A 17,650-nucleotide genomic window follows, 5' to 3' on the forward strand; every position below is an offset into this window, starting at 1 on the left:
GATTCGCGGTCCTTTAGGGTAAGATGTGTGTACGGACTCATAGCCGAGTTCTCCTTGTAGTTGGTCTTATGGTGATTCCATCTTACAAGGACTCAGGCTATGAGTCTTTCTATTTGACTAATTTGTTGCACTTGAATTGTAAATCCGTCACTCAAAGGAGGGATATAAATGGCAACAGACTCAAGCACAGAAACAGAAACTACGGTAGCACCGGAAGTGCCACGCCCAGCTAAGGGGAACTTCGATGAAGTTATGGCTAAGAACGCCGTAGCCCGTGCATGGTGGCAAGAACAATTCAGCAGCCATCCAGGTCAATCACTGAAGATTACGCGCGTCGACGCGAACGGAGAACCAAGACTTTATGCGACGCTTACCAAAAGTGCCAGGGAAGGTGTTGACTGGCAGCTAACTAGTTTTCGCAACAGCGGAGAGCCACAAAGTCACATGGATTTCAGGGAAGATGAACTGAAGCAGTGGGACACACGCCTGGTCAAAGAACTACCCGTGTCATATCCTGACGCGCATTATCGTGCAAGTTGGGGCGAAGAACAGGCAGTAGAGAAGCAGGCCCCTAAAGATAAGACGCCAAGCCTCACTACTGAGATGATTAGCCATGCTAAAGAGGTTTCAATCCTAGACGTCGCTATCAAACACGGCATCAACCTGGTACACGACGGCGGCGACTACTGGTCTTGGGATCGGCACGACTCACTCAAGGTCAACACACGAAAAAACATGTTTACCTGGAACAGTCGCCAAATTAGCGGAACAACCATCGACTTCATGATTAAGGTGGTGGGCGTAGACAACTTCCGTAAAGCAGTAACAGCATTGAATGACAGTAACCTATCAACTACAAAGGTGACAGCGGAAGAACGCCAGCCGTTTGAGTATGACATCCAGAACTCTAAAGACTTCAGCCGAGCACGAGATTACCTGACGCTGGCCCGCGGTTTGAACCCGTCAATCATTGATCAGTTGCATCAACGCGGGTTTATCCAACAGGACAACAAAGGCAATGCCATCTTTGTTTGGGCGCGTGATGGTGAGCGTGTTGGTGCTTCTATCCAGGGTACGACCATCGACAAACAACACAATGGGCCGCGCGGTACGTTCAAGCAGATTGCCAAAAACTCAGAGCAAGATTATGGGTTCAATTTCACGATTGGGCATCCAAAGCAGTTATACGTTTTTGAGTCGCCGATTGACGCGTTGTCTTATCTGAGCTTGCATCCACAAACCAAGGACACCATGTTCTTTGCTATGGATGGCCTCAAGCCGCAGTCAGTAATCAAAGCTATGGTCTACTATCATACACGCACTGGTAACGCGCCTGAACGCGTTGGCTTTGGCGTCGATAATGACCCGGCAGGCCACCGCTTCTTCGATGAGATGGTCAACAAACACAGCTTTGAGAATTCCGAAACAGGGGAAACCTTGCCATACGGACACTTCATGGTTGACGACCTGGCTATTCCTAACGAGCGGCTTAAGATCTTGCAGCAACAAGCTACGGCGGCTAATGTACCGTGGGAACCGTTGGCAGCTTTAGATAAGGTTGAAACTAACTTCCATGACGATAAGGAGGTTAATAACTGGTTCGGGCTGAAAGGTGGCTTTACTCACAGCGATGGCAGCGCGCCTGGCAGCCAATATGAAATGCGTGCCGGTCAACTCGCTAGTCTGATGGGCGAGCTAACTGACCAGAGCGGACTCGACTATCAAGCACTAGTTAAACGCCTTGACCCGACACTCGATCCAACAATGCAGCAAGCAGTTATTGGCAAGCTGCAAGCCTATACCGCCCAGTACGAGAATGGCGGGGTCAAGCCCGTGCAGTATCAAATTAAGGACTGGAACGACCGACTGAAGCAGGTGCAAAACGAGAGTGGGTTTCCAGCCCGCTTAATTGATCGCATTTATGCTAACAAGGCGAAAGAAGAAGGACTGAAAGTAATCCAAGACCGCGACCAGGATGGGCGTGATCGCCTTAAAGCAGTACAGTCTAACCAGCTCAATAAAGGACTTTTTGAAGCCGACTCGCCGCAAGAAATGGCCTATCTGATTAAGACGTATGGTTACAGCGCCGTTGATAAGGAAGACGAGCGAAAATATCAACGCGCTGAGGGTGTGGAGCACGCAGCATCACAGAAGCAGGAACCAAACCTGGTGCGACAAGCTATGCAAGCCGCTGCCCAGGTCGAAAGATAAGGGGGGCTGTCTCGTGAATTTCAAGCATCTAGGACGCCTGGTTGCCCTTGCAACCCTGATGGTTACACTCACCGGGTGCAAAGCGGTGGGCCAGCTATCCAGCTTACTTCCAGGAGCAACCACCGAAAACTCCAAAGTGGACACGGCACTTATCAACACTCACTTCAGTATCAACAAGTACCCGCAGAATTACATGACGGTAGACAATAACAAGCCCGCGTTTGAAGGGGCATTTGCCCGCACGGTCAGTCGCAATTTGAAGGATCCAAGCTACGTTTCAGCATCGACGGATTATAGCGCCCTGGATCGCGCGGGCCGCACTCAAGGCGTGACAGCGGTTATCACTTATCCGTCAATGATGTTTCATAGCAGCAGCGTGAAAAAGCGGCCCGCTTTCCCTTCAGAAACGCGAGTTTCAGGCGAGTACCTCAACGCTAAATTTGTGCTCAACCACAACACAGGCGAAAAGTCCTGGCAGGGCGGGCGTAACAACAATCACATTGTGCAGCTTACAGGCTATCGGGGCTATCTCTACAACAAGTCGCACCTGGTCGCATGGTCACTAAATGGCGATATGCAAACTCACAACGTTATTCTGGGTACGCGTGCGCAAAATGTCGGCACCAATGACATGAGAAACCCCGGCGGCATGGCCTATCCTGAAACACTAACGCGCAACTATCTCCAAGCGCATCAGGATGAAGCAGTGGCTTACCAGGCTATCCCTATATATAGTGGGTCAGAGCTTGTACCCCGTGGCGTGCACGTCATTGTTCAATCTCTCAAGAACCCGAACGCTTTACGTTTGAACGTCTGGGTCTTTAACCAGCAAGAGGGCGTAAAACTCAATTTCAAGACCGGTCAATTCAGCCTGAACTAGGATACCTTCGTTTTTCCCTATTGAATGTTTATGCGTGGTCTTTGCATTTGCCCCGCCGTCCGAAAGGGCGACGGGGCTATTTTGTTGCCCTATTTTTGGCGCTCAAGCGGGTGGTTGTTTATCAGTCTGCTCTAAAACGCCTCAGAATCGTGCCTGACAGCACGGCATTATGACGATATGACAGGAAGCCCCATGCTCACTGCGTCTCTACTTGAAAAAGGCGCGGGGTCTGCTGGCGGATCGCCGGGCGCTGCATAGCAGCGCAAGCACTTGAAGCTACCCGTCCTTGGTAGTTTTAGGCCGCCGCGCGCCACGGGGTGACCATGCTTCGAGATAGCGTGTGCGGCTGGTTTTTGCCGTGCCGCGCACTAGCTGTCAGGTCTTGCCTGCTGTGCTTCGAGATCAAGCGTAGCCTCGCAAGTGTGGGCGGGCGTGGCGCCCGCACTTGCGCAGTCGGTACGGCTGATGGCTTCACCCCGTGGCGCGCGGCGGCTGCCTCTCGGGCTAGCTTGATGTAAGCAAAAACCGCCAAACGCCCGTGGCTCTAGGTATTTGGCGGCTCAAGCAGTATAATGAACATAGCGGAAAAGTTAATGAGCGGTGGTATCTTCGGATTCGGGAGAAGGTGAGGCCTATGGGCGTAAGGCTCATAACCTTTAATTCCAACGAAAGGAGGTACGGGTTTGCTTGTGATTGGCGCTTTGGCGACAATCACGGCCTCCATCAGTGCGTTAGCTCTGCTTGTCCTCGCGGTTACGCGACTGGTCAATGCAGTGCGCAAGCTGATGAAAGCAACCGGCTTCGGCCGGAAAAAATGAGCAAACTAAAAGCCGCTTCGACTTTGACCGGGCGTCGCGGCTTTTAGTTTGTGATTGCTTGACCACCGTTCTTTAAACGGTATCCGCTGTGGAAGGGCACTCCTTATGGGGTGCCTTTTTGCACGGTTTCATTATAGCATGGAACCTCGGTTTAGTGAACCGATCGGATTTGACCACGCCTGACCATAAGATGCCAGCGTGAACTACTCGGCCATCAATGACCGAGCTTCTGGGAACACCGCTATGACGATGCTGTAAAACTCCTCGTCAAGTAGGTTACCCAAACTCTCGTCTTCGCCGTTATAAGCCTTGGCTAGTTTTGCAAATGTCGCTATCTCCATTTTGATTACCTCCTATGCTACTTGATACGTGCCACGTGCCACGCGTTCAAAGTAACGCTCGTCCTGAACCACTTGGCGGGCTTTGGCCTGCCAGTTTGTGTTGCCTTTGGCCTTGGCGGTCTGTGCCAAGGCATCGTACAAATCGGCTAGATTAGTGACGCCATGACCTCTGACAATAGAATAGATGAGGTCGTGCCATGTTGCGTGCGGCATATCTGCCATTGTACGTGTGAAGTCCTTGGTGTACTTGATGTTGACTTGCCAGATTTCGTTCTTCTTGAACACCAGTAAGTGTTCATGAGCAATCGGGATAAATGTGCCGCCGTAACTCTTGCGGCCGCTAACGGTGTTAAATTGCTCTTTGATGAGGTGGCATTCTAGGTCGCCGTACCAAGTCATGTCTTTAATGATTGAGTAGTAGTGACCTTTCTTGCGAACATCTCCAACCAAGAAGACATGGCGGCCACCTTTGACCAAACTGTCGTATATCTTCTCGTTGATAACGTCTAGCTTTTCGATGAACGTATCGTAAGGCATGGCGTTTGATAGGTCGTCCTTATCGTATGACCCGCGTTGGGTCGCGTAATCGATAATGTCCCAGTATGGCGGGTGTGAGAATACAAAGTCTGATTGAACCGGCATCTCGTCCTTGAGTGCGTCCCAGCCGGTCAACAGGTCAAGATGCACGCTGTTTTCAATGCCTAGGTCGGTCGCCACGTCCTTGCCGGTACCGCCGCCGCTGAACACCTCCACGAATTTCTTCGGCTTGTATGTTTCCAGCAAGTCCTTGATGACGTGGCCTGATACGTTGCCACGGTAACTGCTCTTGCCCCACTTACCACGGTCTTGATAGCTTAAAATGCTCGATTGTAAGGCCATTTCAATCACACTCCTTGGGTTGCTTGTTCAAATGCGGTTTTCAGGTCTGCGGCAAGGAAGCCCTGCTTTGGTTGGCTGACCACAGCCGCCGTAAGGCGACTGATGGCGTCCAGCTCCTGCTGACTGGCCTTGCTGGGGTTGAGACCTAACTCGATGCACAACACGGCGGCAACGTACCATTCGCGATTACCCTTGTTGAACTCTGCCAGTGTCTTGTAGTAGGCGTTCACCATGTTGACGGTGACACTATCTGCGACAACCTCCTCTAGTTGCTTGGTTAACAGCTTCTTGTAGTGCTTCTTCGGCACCACGGTTTCATTGAAGCAGTAAGTCATATCCTGCATGGTCTGTGCCAAGCGGTCTACAGGTTGTTTCACAACCTCGTCATAAGTGGTTTTCATGCTGTTACCTCCTGAATGTATGTGACGATTTGCTCCCACCCTTTGAGGTGTACGGTAGAATTGCTAGTGCGCTGGTCGTAGGTCGCGCCGTGCCATGCGTCAAATTCAACGCTCGCAATCACACTTTCGGGGCGGCTGGCTTCGGCAAGGTTGACGCCAAACTCCTCTGGATATGGGGTGCGGCTGGTCGCGTCAAGTAGTCGTTTAATGGCTTTGTGCAAGCCCTCCTCTAGGCTTGTGGCGCTGATTTTCTCTGTCCAATCAGTGGTTCCGCCCCAATTCATAGCGCCTAAGTATGCAATGTATGTGTTTTTAGCCATGATAGTTGCCTCCTATGCCACGCTGTGGTTGCTCTTGATTGAGTACGCGCCCTCTGGTGATACAACCAGACTATCCAGCATCTCGATGCCTATGAAGCCACTTGCTAGGTTCATGGCTTTGGCTTGTTCACGGTCTGCACTTGAAGGCGTGCAATCGCCGCTTGGATGGTTATGCGCGATGATGAGCTTGACCGCGTTGCATAACAGCGCCGATTGCAAAATCTCACGCGGTGAGCCGATTGCCTTGTTAACCGTGCCAGTAAAGACGCGCCGCACGGCGATGAGCCGGTTCTTGACGTCTAGGTACATTGCCAGTAAACTCTCTCTGGCATCGTCGCCGATGATTTGCTCTGCCAGATAGGCGGCAGTAATACCACTACTTACTTCAACGCCCGCGCCTAGCAGTGGCGTTTCGGCTTTTACCAGTTTGACAGTGCTAATCATGACCGTTTGCTCGGTTAACTCGATTTCGGTGTTCATAAGAGAACCTCCTTGAGCTTTTAGCTCGACCTTCTATCGCGCATTTGCGCTTTTCCTTATCTCTCGACGTCGAAACCGTAACAGCAGCCTGACGGCCCACACAAGGGAGTGCCGTAGGTATTGTTTTGCGTTGTTTGCAAAAAAATACCGCCCCTTGTGTGGGACGGCTGGCTGATGTAGCCGCGAAGCGGCGTTGGGCGTAGCGCGAGAGATAAAGAAAAGCGCGGGTCTTCCTGGCGGTACGCCAGACACTGCAAAGCAGTGCAAGCACTGATCTCTCTGAATGGAAAGTAAATCGACTGCAAACCAACAGTAGAAGACTAAAATAGCCGTGGCGAGCGCAAGGGCCAAGGGCGCGCCGCCACATAACGCTGAACAGCCTACTCTCGGGCTGTGAGAGCAGGCTGTGACCCTGAGTGATCTAAACTAGGCACAGTGGGCTGAACGAACAGCTATTTTCTGAGCTGATCTCGTTTTATGATCCGGTAGATGGTGCTGCGGCCAATGCCCGTTCTCCGTGCCACCTCTTTGATTGGTGCGCCCGCAGTGACCAGGGACACAAGCTGATCATAGGCCAGCCTGTCCTTTGCGTTCTTGGATGTTGCTGAGTAAGCGGTTTGGCGGCCTTTGTAGACTCCGCGTTTCTTGGCCTCTTTGATACCCTCACGCTGCCGCTCTAGTATCTTCCCTCGTTCTTCCTCGGCCTGTTACTTATTTAGCTCCAAGAAAATATTGATGATCAGGCGGCGCAAGTTTGGTTCTTTGATCCCACTCAAGGTCGGTAGACTCAAAATGTTTAGCACCAGAACCGTTTAAATTAGCGTGACATTTTTCAGTCATTGACGTATTATGGGGAAAAATAAGGTACCAGAAAATTCCCGGAGGTATGTGATGACTAAACAAGTTCATTTTCGTGTTGACGATGACGTTTATGAGAAGCTCGTCGATAAAGCCGTTGCCTCTGGGCAGACGCTGCAGCAGAGCATGACAATGGCGCTGTGTAAATACGTCGGAAAGGTCGATACGATGAAACAGAAGAAGTCAGGTTATACGTTCATAGATCTGTTTGCAGGCATCGGCGGGCTGCGGTTGGCATTTGAGAATAATGGTTCGCAATCCGTTTACTCGAATGAGTGGAACAAGTACAGCCAGCAGACGTATCTCGCTAATTTTGGTGTACAGCCAGATGATGACATCACTAAAGTCGACGAAAACACGATTCCAGATCACGATATTCTCGTGGCAGGATTCCCGTGTCAGCCGTTTAGTATTGCCGGCGTCTCCAAGAAAAATAGTATGGGCCGAGCCACCGGTTTTCAAGATAAAACTCAAGGGACATTGTTTTTCGATGTTTGCCGGGTCATCAAGGCCAAGCGTCCGAAAGCTATCTTCCTTGAAAACGTAAAAAACCTTAAGAGCCATGACAAAGGCCGGACGTTCAAAATCATCATGGAGAGTCTCGATGAGCTCGACTATGACGTGCATTATGCCATCTTAGATGCTCAGGATTTTGTGCCGCAGCATCGCGAACGGATTGTGATTGTCGGCTTTGATCGTCGTCGTTATGGCTATGTAGACTTTGAGTTCAACTTGAAAAAACCTACTCATAAGCCAGTATTACACGAAATTTTGGAGCCCAAGGTTGATGATAAATACACCCTGAGCGATAAGCTCTGGGATTACCTTCAGGCGTATGCCGAGAAGCACCGCAAGGCCGGCAATGGATTTGGCTACGGTATGGCAGACCTAGACGGGCACACTCGGACGCTGTCTGCGCGGTATTACAAAGATGGCAGCGAGATTCTGATTCCACAGCCGGGCAAGAACCCTCGCCGATTAACCCCACGTGAATGTGCCCGGTTGCAAGGTTTTCCAGATAGTTTCCAAATTCCTGTTTCCAATACGCAGGCCTACAAGCAATTCGGAAACTCAGTTGCGGTACCAATCATGACCGAAGCCGCTCGATTGGTTCAAAGCAAATTGACGGAGCTAGACATGGGTAAGCAGCAAGACGTTGAGCTTCTGGCGAAAGAGGCGTAGATGATGACAACCGAACTTTGTAATCAGGCTGTAGTTGACGCACAGACACATGAGATTGCATACACGAAATTCATGTCCGCCAACGATAGCGGTGAGACGAGAGCGCACCAGAGTGGCATTCTGCTGGGGAATGTCATGTTTGGTGTTTTTTTTGGCGGCCAGCGCCCGACAACTGGCGCCCCAATTCGCCGAAGAGTCGAAGCAGTTGTACAAGGGGACCCAGAAGATATCCGGGAGTTGTCAGTGATTTATTATCCCTCCAAGACTGAGATGCGGATAACTGGATGGGGCCGAGGTGACCAATTTATTTTACCGGAGTATACAGGCTCACTTTTTGTCCTAGTAGCGCATCGACCGGACAAAATTTTCGTCTATCGATTCGATACTGATGACAGCATCACGGACTTTTTGGCAGGCGTCGGCATTGACTCGACCCAAACGAATAGCATCATCGGGTCAGATCATATTGCCAGAACCAAGTCGCTAGAAGAACAGTTGAGAGATGCTCTGCAGCAGGCCGCACAGCAGTTGATGCTAAGCGTTGATGATTTTCCAACGACCACTCAGATGTCGCTGACGGCTAGACAGGTTGAGGACCGTGTGCTGGATCATATAGAGCGCATTACTACGGATCCCGATAGTAAAATTGTCAGCTGGACTAATGTTGAGTATTCACTCTTCAAACTCGTGGAACAGATTAGATACCGTGATGTGATGAATAGAGGGTTTAATAACGTCGAAGATTTCGTAGCAGTGGCGAACAGCATTCTAAACCGCCGCAAGAGTCGAGCCGGCAAAGGTTTCGAATCGCATGTTGCGGCAATTCTAGATGGCAACCAAGTGCGCTATACACCGCAAGCCATTACTGAAGAACGTAAAAAGCCGGACTTTATTTTTCCTTCAATCGAGCAATATAAGCGGAGCTCATTTCCAGTGGCGGGCTTAACATCGCTGGCGGTGAAGACGACGTGTAAAGACCGGTGGCGGCAAGTCATCACCGAGGCGGACCGGTTGAGAGACAGCCCCAAGTACTTGCTGACATTACAGCAGGGGATTTCGAAGAACCAGCTGCGAGAGATGGAGTCGGAGAACGTGCAGCTCGTTGTGCCAAAGGAGTACATCGCTAGTTATCCGCCAGAGTACAAGTCAAAGATTATGAGAGTCAGGGATTTTGTGAAGCTGGTTCACGAGCGTCAGGACGAATTTATGGTATGATCTAGGTACACACTTCAGGCGGTAATTCACGCTTGTGCCCGTTTCCTTAAATGGAGGCGGTTTTTTTGTAGGACGAATTTACACTGTAAGTGCAACAAATTGGCCAAATAGAAAAGACTCAAGCCCGAGTCCTTGTAAGATGGAATCACCAAAATACCGGTTACAAGGAGAACTTGGCTTCTTGAGACTCGCGATATTAGTGGCCTTGTCATTCATAGCGTCACTGAGCGTTATTGGTATCATGAAAAAATTGCTGGTTGCATGTGCTACGAACATAGTGTGATGTAATCTAGTTACGCGACCATTTATTACGGTATTTGCCGTGACAATTTTGGCGCACCTCGGGGTAAGATGCGTGAGGTAGAATGAAAACTGAATGCACGTCTTGGTGCTTCAATAATGTCGCGTCAAACCGTGAGAACCTGATCTCAATTGCAAAAATTTATTTTGATAACGAACAGTAGTGAAAGCGCTGCTCAGAACACTCTTGTTCATACAGAGTGGGGGTAGCGTATCTGTCCGGTTTGTTTTAAAGTGAACATGGAAGTGGGGTCTCATGCACCTGCTGCAAAAGCAAAAATTGCATCTGTTATGTGGGAGGTATAGCACATTGATTGTTAAGAATCTGAAGCGATACGTTTCACCTGATCAGAGAAGTGATAGAGAAAATGGGTTAACAGTGAAGCTATTCAGCACTCATGCCTTTCAAGAGAGCGGATTCTTTAATACAATTTTTCAATGTGCTCACGTTGGTGATGTTCTAGAACGACGTTTCATAATTACATTGGATGATGAGCCTAAAAGTATTATTGAGTCGTATATACCGTGTCTGTTTATTGGACAAAGATCAAACTGTGCTAATAGTCTGGAGCGCGATCTGGATAAAGAGTATTCATCTACTTGTATTGAGAGAGAGTTATTGTTGACCTGGCCGACAGGAACAGAGGCAGAGTCTTTGCGCCTTATTGGGGATAGCCGGGTAATAGTTGAAAAACAAAGTGTTATATATAATGGGGGAATTCTAAGATATGAGCAAGAAATTTCTGATCCTGAATTTTATGAATTTAAGAATTGAACTATGACAAATTTTTTGTACAAGGAAGCTAAAGCTGAAATAGTGCAATTGATTCGAAGTGGTGTTGTAGATTCTTCAGGAAAGATACCTTCTCAGAGAGAATTGGCTCTTAGACTCGGCTTTAGTCGAATGTCCATAAAAAAGGCAATAGATTCTTTGATTGCAGACAACGTGTTGGTCGCTAAGCGGGGCGATGGCACCTATTTGATTAGCGATAACCAGTCAAAGGCGTTGGATATAGGGGAAGAATCTGCTCTTTCATTGAGTGAGTCAATTAAGCTAAAGGGTTTAAGCTCAGAGAGTTTAATTAAATCGTTTAAGCTTATTTACGATGATCAGTATCTCATGAAACTATTCCCTGAATATTTTGAATTTTATGAATTGATTCGAGTTCGTAAAGCCGATAATCGTGCTGTATCTTTGCAGAAGGCATATTTTCCATTTAGACTTTTTAAGGATGCACATCGGTATGATTTTTCCAACTTATCCCTGTATGACTTTATGGAGTATAGAGGCAAGAGACCGGTAACATTTAAAAGCACCATACGTGCTGTCCGTGTCACTGACGAGTTGGACTTTTCGGAGTTGAATGTTAGGTCAGGTAGTCATGTTTTGGGCGTAGACTACTTAGGTTATTCAGCAACTGGCGAGCTTGTAGAATATACGCAGTCGTACTTCAACCCGGACTCGATTCAATTTAAAGTTTCGGTACCATTGCGTGAAGATAAGTAAAGTGAACCATTCGCGAGAACTTTATTTTAAGTTCTCGTATTTTAATGGTTTCATTTTTGGTTTGTTTATTGAGTGTTTATTTGCCAAAGGTTCTATTTTCGTTGAATTATAGCGGTTACATAACTAACATTGGTTTAGATAGGAGGTGAACAAGTGAACGTTATTTTGATTAGTCATTCAAATCTGGCATTGGGTATGAAAGATACAGTCGAATTAATTATGGGCAAGCAACCAAACCTGCATGCTGTTGCAGCTTATGTTGACGATTCAGTTAGTTTAATTAGTCAACTTGATCAAGTGTATTCTAAGTTTAGTGCAAACAGTCTTAATGTTTACGTTACTGACGTAGAAGGCGGGAGCGTAAATACCGAGACCCTTACCTGGTTAAAAGGAAAGACCAACAGCTATGTGATAGCGGGTATGAGCTTGCCGTTAGTACTTGGACTTTTAACAACTAATGTCGAATCAGGTACAGACCAAGAGTTCAAAGAGCTTTTAAGGAACATCGTTGAGGATGCAAGGATGGCAACAAAATTTGAAGTGGTTGAGGCATCTGCAGATGAAGAAGATTTTTGAGAGAGGAGATTAACTTGCATGATATCAATGACACGGATTGACTACCGTTTGTTGCATGGCCAAGTTGCCTTTGCATGGTCGAATTTTTTGTCGGTGAACGCAATTCTAATCGCTAATGACTCGGTCGTAAAAGATGACTTCCGAAAACAAGCATTAAGATTAGCTAAACCAAGTGGGTCAAAGTTGATTTTTAAGAGTGTGTCAGACTCTGTATCGGCTATTAACAGTGGAGTCACAGATAAGTATAGAGTTCTTGTTGTAACAGAGAATGTGGATGACGCATATCGACTTATTAAGAATACGGGAAATCATATACAATTACTTGACGTAGGCCTTGTTTCAGAGCGAGAGGGCACAAGAAACATTGCCAAGGCTGTTTATTTGACTCCGGTAGAAGAAAATAAATTATTGGAATTGGAAAATGCGGGAGTGAGTGTGGTTGTAAAACAAGCGCCAAATGACCCCGATACGCCCATCTCTTCGTTAGTTAAGTCTTGTGGTGAAGAGTCAAGCAAATGAGGTGAGATGCTAGGATTACTTTTTGGTAGTTGAGCGCATACCTCCCCCAACTCACAACTTTCTTGTTTTTCGACTACGGGGAAACGTGCCGTTTAACTTAACCAGTCACGCTAGACTGATTTGCTAGGATCGTAGAGTTGGTGATTCTCCATTAAGGTGAACACCAACCTAACGAGCTTGCGAGCGGTCAATAGACTGGCGCGACGATGCTGATACTTTGGAACCTCCCGATATTTCTTGTCATAGTAACGACCATACTCTGGATCATGCAATCTTACAGAGTTGGCAGCTTCAACTAGGTAATACCGCAGATATTGATCCCCGCTGTGTGTACGCGGTGTTGCTTGGCGCTCCGTATCACCTGACCGGCTTCGTTTCCAAGCCAGACCAGCGTACTTGGCTAAACTAGCCTTTTTCTTGAAGCAATCGATTTGACCGACTTCGGCGGCGATACCAGCGGCGTAAACCGGGCCAATACCCGGCAAATTCGTAGTGGTTTCTTCTCTGGTGTGGCTTCGCATAACGCGGCGATACTCTTGTCGAGTCGATAAGAGTCGCGGGGCCGAGCGCTTAAGCGCTTTGGCAACGGTCTCGGGGTCATCATGGTGGCACCGAAGACAGACATCGGAAGTTCCGCGTCAATCGTATTCATCTTGAAGTACAAGTTGTTGAGAAAGTGGTTCTTGCACCAAGTCAACTGTTTGATCAGATGAGATCTTTCACGGGTTAGGCGTTGGAGTGCCAGATGGCACTCATCACGTGGTACCAGCACTTCATGGCGACCGACACGGAGCAAGTCGGCGATGTTATAGACATCAAGCGTATCCGTCTTGTCTTGCTCGAAGACCTAGCTGTAGCGATGTGTCATATTAGGATTTAAGGTGGCGACCTCAAGGCGAATGTCTTCAAGATCTTCATCGTCAATCAATGTCTGTGAAGGCAAGACATTGTAAATCGAGGTTGCCTCTAAGACCGCAATGACACGTTCGTAAGGGTGCTTCTTGTAGGCATCCAAGATGCATTGCTTGATGGTGTTAGTGCCGGCAGGACGGTTGGGAACAGAGTCTTTAGAGACAACGTTCTTGTCACTATCCATACCACAGAAATCTAATTTAGCTTTGGAAACATCAATACCAACATTTAAGTTCATAGAACTGGACCTCCTTTCTTTGTCAGATTGATTGGAGAAGACTTGGGCGCTACGTGATGTCCCCTAATTATGAACGGTGAGTGTATCCTCGCGGCATGAGACGCTACTAACTGTTGAGCTGCGTGATGAAACGTGAGTCATCACCAACAGCCAATAGCACTTCAGCTTGTGGTTTGCACTTACTACCGATTCATCTGGGAGGCAGACTCAACATGAGGTTCGGATCACTCCGACGACAAAAAAAGAAAGACCTAGACCAGTTGGACCCAGATCCAATGAACAACTAGAGGGTATCACGTAGCACTCAAGTCGATTGAACGACTTTGAACTTGGAACAATTTTTCTATACGAGGAGGAAGATTATGCTAGCACAGGCCATTGGAATTTTTTTTATAGCCTTGATTGCTAATATGCAGGACTTCATCGGAAGTTCATTTATTGGCAGGCCATTGGTAACGGGACCGATTGTGGGATTACTTTTTGGCGATTTGCAACAGGGTTTAATTATTGGAGCAACACTTGAGTTAGCCTTTTTGGGGCTCATGGGAATTGGTGCTACGGTACCACCAGACGAAATTATTGGCGGAATCTTAACGACGGCCTTGGTTTTGAAGAATGGGTATGGCATGGGAGCGGCAATGACGCTGGTTTTACCTATTGCGGCTTTAGGATTGGCGCTCAAGAATATTTTGTATGTAATTATTTTTCCGGCCATGAATCATACTGCTGATAGTTTGATTGATGAGGGAAAGATACAGCAGGCCGCGAACATGCACTTGATAGCCAGCTTTACACGGATTTTGATGATGACAATAGTAACCACATTTGCCTTCGTTGTTGGTAGTGGTACTGTGGGTGCTATCTTGAAGATGATACCGGTAGGCTTCACAGATGGGATGACGATTGCTACAAATTTGCTTCCAGCGGTTGGGTTTGCAATGCTGATTAATATGACCTTCAGCAAAAAGGTTGCGCCGTTCTTCTTTATTGGATTCGTTTGTGCAGCTTATTTAAAAGTAGACACCGTGGGGACGGCTATTATTGGCGGAATTGTAGCAATGATTATGTATATCATTATGGATGAGATTCGTAAGCAAGGTAAAGGAAACGGATCGGCTGACGGAGGTGTTGAGGATGACTTCTAAAAAACTTAGCAAAAGTGATTTAAAAGGTATATTCTGGCGTTCACTTCCTATGGAAGCATCCTTTAACTATGAGCGAATGATGAGCCTGGCATTTGCATTTACGATGAGTGGAGTCATTAAGAAACTCTATACGAACAAAGAAGACCAGAAGCAAGCAATGAAGCGTCATATGGAATTCTTTAATTGTACGTCAGCAACTTCACCATTTATTGCTGGTGTTGCCGCCTCATTGGAGGAAAAGAACGCAAACGATCCAAGTTTTGATGCAAGTTCAATCAATGCGATGAAAGTGGGCCTAATGGGACCACTTTCAGGAATAGGCGATTCTATTTTCTGGGGAAGTTTACGTATTATCGCAAGCGGTATTGGTGTCTCTCTCGCAAAGCAGGGGAATATTTTAGGACCAATCTTGTTCTTGCTTATTTTCAATATTCCTAACGTATTAGTCAGATACTTCGGAACTATCTGGGGTTACAAACTAGGTGTATCATTTATCGATCGCATGGCAAGTGGCTTAATGGATAATGTCACTTACGCTATTAATATTTTAGGGAATACCGTTATTGGCGCGATGGTTGCAACAATGGTGGTAATTAAAATTCCAGTGAAATTGAGTGGAGGAAAAGATCCGCAAACAATCCAGTCGTTTTTTGACGCATTAATGCCAGACATACTTCCGCTACTCATTACATTCCTAATCTGTTGGTTATTGAAGAAACATGTGAAGGTTGTTTACATCCTACTAGGAATGTTGGTAATCAGTATTTTAGGCGCAGTATTCGGATTCATGGCTGTTTAGAGAAGCATAAGGAGTGTAGCAATTGACTTTTAATCAAGAAGAATTTAGTAGCGCTTATAAAGAAACTTTGGATGGGCTGAGTACTGTTAAGGTGATAGCCAACAAATTAGAAAAACGTCATTTTGATAAAGCGTTTTTTGTAGGTTCTGGTGGCTCATTCACAAAGTATCTTGACTTGAAAGCAGTTCTTTTCAAATCACTTGATATGCCGTTTGATATAGTAACTCCCGAGGAATTGATTGGCGAATACGGTGAAGAGCTTAACCATAGTCTTGTAGTAGTGGGATCCAAGACAGGCGCTACGACTGAGCTAATTGATGGTTTATCAATTGTTAGATCAAAAGATTGCGAAGCAACTGTCGTTGGGTTTATTGGCGATGATAATACCCTCATAGATAAGGGAAATCTTCTAGACTTTAGAATTAGTTCAGTTAATACAGACGTGAATTTGATCTCATTTGGTTTTCTTGTATGGTTACTCTCTAATGAGCGCTCTGAAGACGATATTGCGGACTTTGTTAAGCAATTGGGCGAAGCAGGAAACAAAATTTCCAACGCAATTACTGCGATGGAACCTGATGCACGCAAGATGGTGAAAACGGTTGACTTAAATGCTCCACAGATGTGGGTATCTTCAGGAAGACTTTGGGGAGAGACGCTCTGCTTCTGCAATTTTATGTTGAAGGAGATTCAATGGCTAGACGCTGGAGCTATTCGTTCTACCGAATTCTTCCATGGCCCGTTCGAGCTTGTAGATCCTAATTATCAGGCATTTGTTGTTATTAATTCATCAGAAATGCGTGAGCAGGATGTTCGGGTAGAAAAATTCTTGAAATCACACACAGAAAATAATTTCATGGTCGATATGAAAGATTTCCAGTTAGACGAATTTCGAAGTGAAGTTAGAGACATTGTGGAGCCGTTTGCGTTAAATCATTACTTTGATAATGTGCTGAGCTTGTATGGTGAACGTACCGGTAAGACGTCGGCAACGCGCCGCTACTATCGTGTAACCAAATACTGAGGCGATAATATGAATGTGAAGGATCTTTTCGAATTTCTTTTGATTCATTTTAGATTTTGTTACACGAGTGGTCAAAAGAAAAGGCTGTTAAAGTGGGTGAGCAAGGTTGTATTGCCGGGTGCTACTTATCGTGACGGCGGCCGTTTGGTACAGAGACAGGGATCCCGAACACTTTTGGTTGTGAACTTCACCGCGCCGCGGAGAAGTTTTATTGGACCTCGTAAGATCGATATAGAGCACGAAGAAAGATTGCGGTTAGCCAGAAGATTCATCAGTGTGTTGGCACTGGTAGCTTTAATTCTATGTGTTTTCACTGCCTCTATTGCGCTGCAACGAAAAGAGTATGGATTTTTAGTAATTTATGTTCTTTTGATGTCATTACTGTATTTAATATTTGTTGGTATTCCCCAAGCGAAATCGTTTTCTAATATGGCGACTTTAGCAACGGCATTAATGATAGCTCAGTCGAACAACCGATGTGACTTGTATTTAATAGATGGGTATATGTCTCACTTGCCAGAAAAGTTATATTCCAATCACTACGCAAAGATTATCTATCTGAGAGATGTTTACTGTGATCCTCTTTTGTACTTTAAAGAAAGAATGGTTGATGGAGTGGAAGAGGTGGAAATGTTTTCCGCATCCAAATTTTATAATAGTATTATGATTAGAAACGTTGAAAAGTTTGGTGATGAAACGATACCCACGAAATGGTTTCTAAGTGTTAATGATCTGGAGTCTTGTGCGACTAAGTTGTTATGGTAATGTGTAGATAATATTTCACTACGATGGGAGTATTAGACTCAATTTTTATCATCACAACTAATTGTGTTATAAAGACAAAGTGAGAAGAGCGAACGTCACCTCTTCTCACTTTTGCTTTATAAGTGTCAAAGCTTCCTCAATTTTCAAGTCAAGTGCAACGATGATAACGAATTCTTGATAGTGGTCTAGGCTGTTACGCCATGCATCGGTAGTAATCGCATGGGCGAAGATAGTTCAGAATACGTCTGGGACGATGGTTCAGTGCGGATTGGACTGCTTG

20 protein-coding genes and 1 pseudogene are annotated in these 17,650 nt (G+C 46.5%); 13 read left to right on the forward strand and 8 right to left on the reverse strand.

Annotated features, from left to right (window positions below; genetic code table 11):
- Positions 1-168 precede the first annotated feature (168 nt).
- The 3 genes from EKM90_RS11610 to EKM90_RS13160 all read left to right on the forward strand — a co-directional run bounded on the left by EKM90_RS11610 (position 169) and on the right by EKM90_RS13160 (position 3,909).
- Positions 169-2,211: a DUF3991 and TOPRIM domain-containing protein gene (locus EKM90_RS11610; protein ID WP_125582825.1), complete on the forward strand. Its 2,043-nt coding sequence runs from the start codon at positions 169-171 to the stop codon at positions 2,209-2,211.
- A 58-nt stretch (positions 2,212-2,269) separates the two neighbouring features.
- The gene (locus EKM90_RS11615) at positions 2,270-3,091 is read left to right on the forward strand and encodes a DNA/RNA non-specific endonuclease (protein WP_125582854.1); all 822 of its coding nucleotides are present in this window, start codon (positions 2,270-2,272) and stop codon (positions 3,089-3,091) included.
- Positions 3,092-3,774: 683 nt separating this feature from the next.
- Positions 3,775-3,909, forward strand: coding sequence for a hypothetical protein (locus EKM90_RS13160; RefSeq protein WP_263852877.1), 135 nt, complete (start codon positions 3,775-3,777; stop codon positions 3,907-3,909).
- Between the two features lie 203 nt (positions 3,910-4,112).
- Here the strand turns inward: EKM90_RS13160 and EKM90_RS12935 are convergent, their stop codons facing one another.
- The 6 genes from EKM90_RS12935 to EKM90_RS13270 all read right to left on the reverse strand — a co-directional run bounded on the left by EKM90_RS12935 (position 4,113) and on the right by EKM90_RS13270 (position 7,013).
- Positions 4,113-4,250 (reverse strand): hypothetical protein, encoded by a 138-nt coding sequence (locus EKM90_RS12935; protein ID WP_164507975.1) that lies wholly within the window; start codon positions 4,248-4,250, stop codon positions 4,113-4,115.
- 12 nt (positions 4,251-4,262) lie between these two features.
- Positions 4,263-5,129: a class I SAM-dependent methyltransferase gene (locus tag EKM90_RS11620; RefSeq protein WP_125582827.1), complete on the reverse strand. Its 867-nt coding sequence runs from the start codon at positions 5,127-5,129 to the stop codon at positions 4,263-4,265.
- Between the two features lie 5 nt (positions 5,130-5,134).
- Positions 5,135-5,530: a hypothetical protein gene (locus tag EKM90_RS11625; protein ID WP_125582829.1), complete on the reverse strand. Its 396-nt coding sequence runs from the start codon at positions 5,528-5,530 to the stop codon at positions 5,135-5,137.
- Positions 5,527-5,850 carry a hypothetical protein gene (locus EKM90_RS11630; protein ID WP_125582830.1) on the reverse strand — a complete coding sequence of 108 codons (324 nt, stop codon included), beginning with the start codon at positions 5,848-5,850 and terminating at the stop codon, positions 5,527-5,529. Before EKM90_RS11630 ends, EKM90_RS11625 begins: the two co-directional genes overlap by 4 nt.
- Positions 5,851-5,862: 12 nt before the next feature.
- The gene (locus EKM90_RS11635) at positions 5,863-6,330 is read right to left on the reverse strand and encodes a JAB domain-containing protein (protein WP_125582832.1); all 468 of its coding nucleotides are present in this window, start codon (positions 6,328-6,330) and stop codon (positions 5,863-5,865) included.
- Positions 6,331-6,782: 452 nt separating this feature from the next.
- Positions 6,783-7,013 (reverse strand): helix-turn-helix domain-containing protein, encoded by a 231-nt coding sequence (locus EKM90_RS13270; RefSeq protein ID WP_125582856.1) that lies wholly within the window; start codon positions 7,011-7,013, stop codon positions 6,783-6,785.
- A 343-nt stretch (positions 7,014-7,356) separates the two neighbouring features.
- On the opposite strand from EKM90_RS13270, the gene dcm reads away from it, so the two are divergent.
- From dcm to EKM90_RS11670, 6 genes are all read left to right on the forward strand, one after another.
- Positions 7,357-8,370 carry a DNA (cytosine-5-)-methyltransferase gene (gene dcm / locus EKM90_RS11645; RefSeq protein ID WP_449813259.1) on the forward strand — a complete coding sequence of 338 codons (1,014 nt, stop codon included), beginning with the start codon at positions 7,357-7,359 and terminating at the stop codon, positions 8,368-8,370.
- Positions 8,371-9,585 carry a type II restriction endonuclease gene (locus EKM90_RS11650; protein WP_125582836.1) on the forward strand — a complete coding sequence of 405 codons (1,215 nt, stop codon included), beginning with the start codon at positions 8,371-8,373 and terminating at the stop codon, positions 9,583-9,585. It abuts the gene before it with no gap.
- 610 nt (positions 9,586-10,195) lie between these two features.
- Positions 10,196-10,660 (forward strand): hypothetical protein, encoded by a 465-nt coding sequence (locus EKM90_RS11655; RefSeq protein ID WP_125582838.1) that lies wholly within the window; start codon positions 10,196-10,198, stop codon positions 10,658-10,660.
- A gap of 3 nt (positions 10,661-10,663) precedes the next feature.
- Positions 10,664-11,392 (forward strand): GntR family transcriptional regulator, encoded by a 729-nt coding sequence (locus tag EKM90_RS11660; protein WP_125582840.1) that lies wholly within the window; start codon positions 10,664-10,666, stop codon positions 11,390-11,392.
- Positions 11,393-11,545: 153 nt separating this feature from the next.
- Positions 11,546-11,968: a PTS sugar transporter subunit IIA gene (locus EKM90_RS11665; protein ID WP_125582842.1), complete on the forward strand. Its 423-nt coding sequence runs from the start codon at positions 11,546-11,548 to the stop codon at positions 11,966-11,968.
- 18 nt (positions 11,969-11,986) lie between these two features.
- Entirely contained in the window at positions 11,987-12,487 is a 501-nt protein-coding gene (locus EKM90_RS11670; RefSeq protein WP_125582844.1) for a PTS sugar transporter subunit IIB, read from the forward strand.
- A gap of 110 nt (positions 12,488-12,597) precedes the next feature.
- Here the strand turns inward: EKM90_RS11670 and EKM90_RS13085 are convergent, their stop codons facing one another.
- The gene (locus EKM90_RS13085) at positions 12,598-13,008 is read right to left on the reverse strand and encodes a transposase (protein ID WP_225422857.1); all 411 of its coding nucleotides are present in this window, start codon (positions 13,006-13,008) and stop codon (positions 12,598-12,600) included.
- 200 nt (positions 13,009-13,208) lie between these two features.
- A pseudogene (locus EKM90_RS13090) lies at positions 13,209-13,637 on the reverse strand (IS110 family transposase); the annotation flags it as partial.
- 362 nt (positions 13,638-13,999) lie between these two features.
- On the opposite strand from EKM90_RS13090, the gene EKM90_RS11680 reads away from it, so the two are divergent.
- The 4 genes from EKM90_RS11680 to EKM90_RS11695 are packed head-to-tail and all read left to right on the forward strand — an operon-like array spanning position 14,000 to position 17,370.
- The gene (locus tag EKM90_RS11680; RefSeq protein WP_125582846.1) at positions 14,000-14,782 is read left to right on the forward strand and encodes a PTS mannose/fructose/sorbose/N-acetylgalactosamine transporter subunit IIC; all 783 of its coding nucleotides are present in this window, start codon (positions 14,000-14,002) and stop codon (positions 14,780-14,782) included.
- Positions 14,772-15,581, forward strand: a complete 810-nt coding sequence (locus EKM90_RS11685) for a PTS system mannose/fructose/sorbose family transporter subunit IID (protein WP_125582848.1) — start codon at positions 14,772-14,774, stop codon at positions 15,579-15,581. Before EKM90_RS11680 ends, EKM90_RS11685 begins: the two co-directional genes overlap by 11 nt.
- Positions 15,582-15,603: 22 nt before the next feature.
- On the forward strand, positions 15,604-16,605 hold the full coding sequence (locus EKM90_RS11690; RefSeq protein WP_125582850.1) for an SIS domain-containing protein: 1,002 nt from the start codon (positions 15,604-15,606) through the stop codon (positions 16,603-16,605).
- 9 nt (positions 16,606-16,614) lie between these two features.
- The gene (locus EKM90_RS11695; protein WP_125582852.1) at positions 16,615-17,370 is read left to right on the forward strand and encodes a hypothetical protein; all 756 of its coding nucleotides are present in this window, start codon (positions 16,615-16,617) and stop codon (positions 17,368-17,370) included.
- Positions 17,371-17,650 lie beyond the last annotated feature (280 nt).

This window comes from Lacticaseibacillus suibinensis, assembly GCF_003946175.1.
Classification (GTDB): domain Bacteria; phylum Bacillota; class Bacilli; order Lactobacillales; family Lactobacillaceae; genus Lacticaseibacillus; species Lacticaseibacillus suibinensis.

Excerpts from the sequence above, each read along its gene's own strand:
- EKM90_RS11610 (WP_125582825.1), top strand. The coding sequence starts at position 169 with ATGGCAACAGACTCAAGCACAGAAACAGAAACTACGGTAGCACCGGAA.
- EKM90_RS11615 (WP_125582854.1), top strand. The coding sequence starts at position 2,270 with ATGGTTACACTCACCGGGTGCAAAGCGGTGGGCCAGCTATCCAGCTTA.
- EKM90_RS12935 (WP_164507975.1), bottom strand. The coding sequence starts at position 4,250 with ATGGAGATAGCGACATTTGCAAAACTAGCCAAGGCTTATAACGGCGAA.
- EKM90_RS11620 (WP_125582827.1), bottom strand. The coding sequence starts at position 5,129 with ATGGCCTTACAATCGAGCATTTTAAGCTATCAAGACCGTGGTAAGTGG.
- EKM90_RS11625 (WP_125582829.1), bottom strand. The coding sequence starts at position 5,530 with ATGAAAACCACTTATGACGAGGTTGTGAAACAACCTGTAGACCGCTTG.
- EKM90_RS11630 (WP_125582830.1), bottom strand. The coding sequence starts at position 5,850 with ATGGCTAAAAACACATACATTGCATACTTAGGCGCTATGAATTGGGGC.
- EKM90_RS11635 (WP_125582832.1), bottom strand. The coding sequence starts at position 6,330 with ATGAACACCGAAATCGAGTTAACCGAGCAAACGGTCATGATTAGCACT.
- dcm (WP_449813259.1), top strand. The coding sequence starts at position 7,357 with ATGAAACAGAAGAAGTCAGGTTATACGTTCATAGATCTGTTTGCAGGC.
- EKM90_RS11650 (WP_125582836.1), top strand. The coding sequence starts at position 8,371 with ATGATGACAACCGAACTTTGTAATCAGGCTGTAGTTGACGCACAGACA.
- EKM90_RS11660 (WP_125582840.1), top strand. The coding sequence starts at position 10,664 with ATGACAAATTTTTTGTACAAGGAAGCTAAAGCTGAAATAGTGCAATTG.
- EKM90_RS11670 (WP_125582844.1), top strand. The coding sequence starts at position 11,987 with ATGATATCAATGACACGGATTGACTACCGTTTGTTGCATGGCCAAGTT.
- EKM90_RS13085 (WP_225422857.1), bottom strand. The coding sequence starts at position 13,008 with ATGCGAAGCCACACCAGAGAAGAAACCACTACGAATTTGCCGGGTATT.
- EKM90_RS11680 (WP_125582846.1), top strand. The coding sequence starts at position 14,000 with ATGCTAGCACAGGCCATTGGAATTTTTTTTATAGCCTTGATTGCTAAT.
- EKM90_RS11685 (WP_125582848.1), top strand. The coding sequence starts at position 14,772 with ATGACTTCTAAAAAACTTAGCAAAAGTGATTTAAAAGGTATATTCTGG.
- EKM90_RS11695 (WP_125582852.1), top strand. The coding sequence starts at position 16,615 with ATGAATGTGAAGGATCTTTTCGAATTTCTTTTGATTCATTTTAGATTT.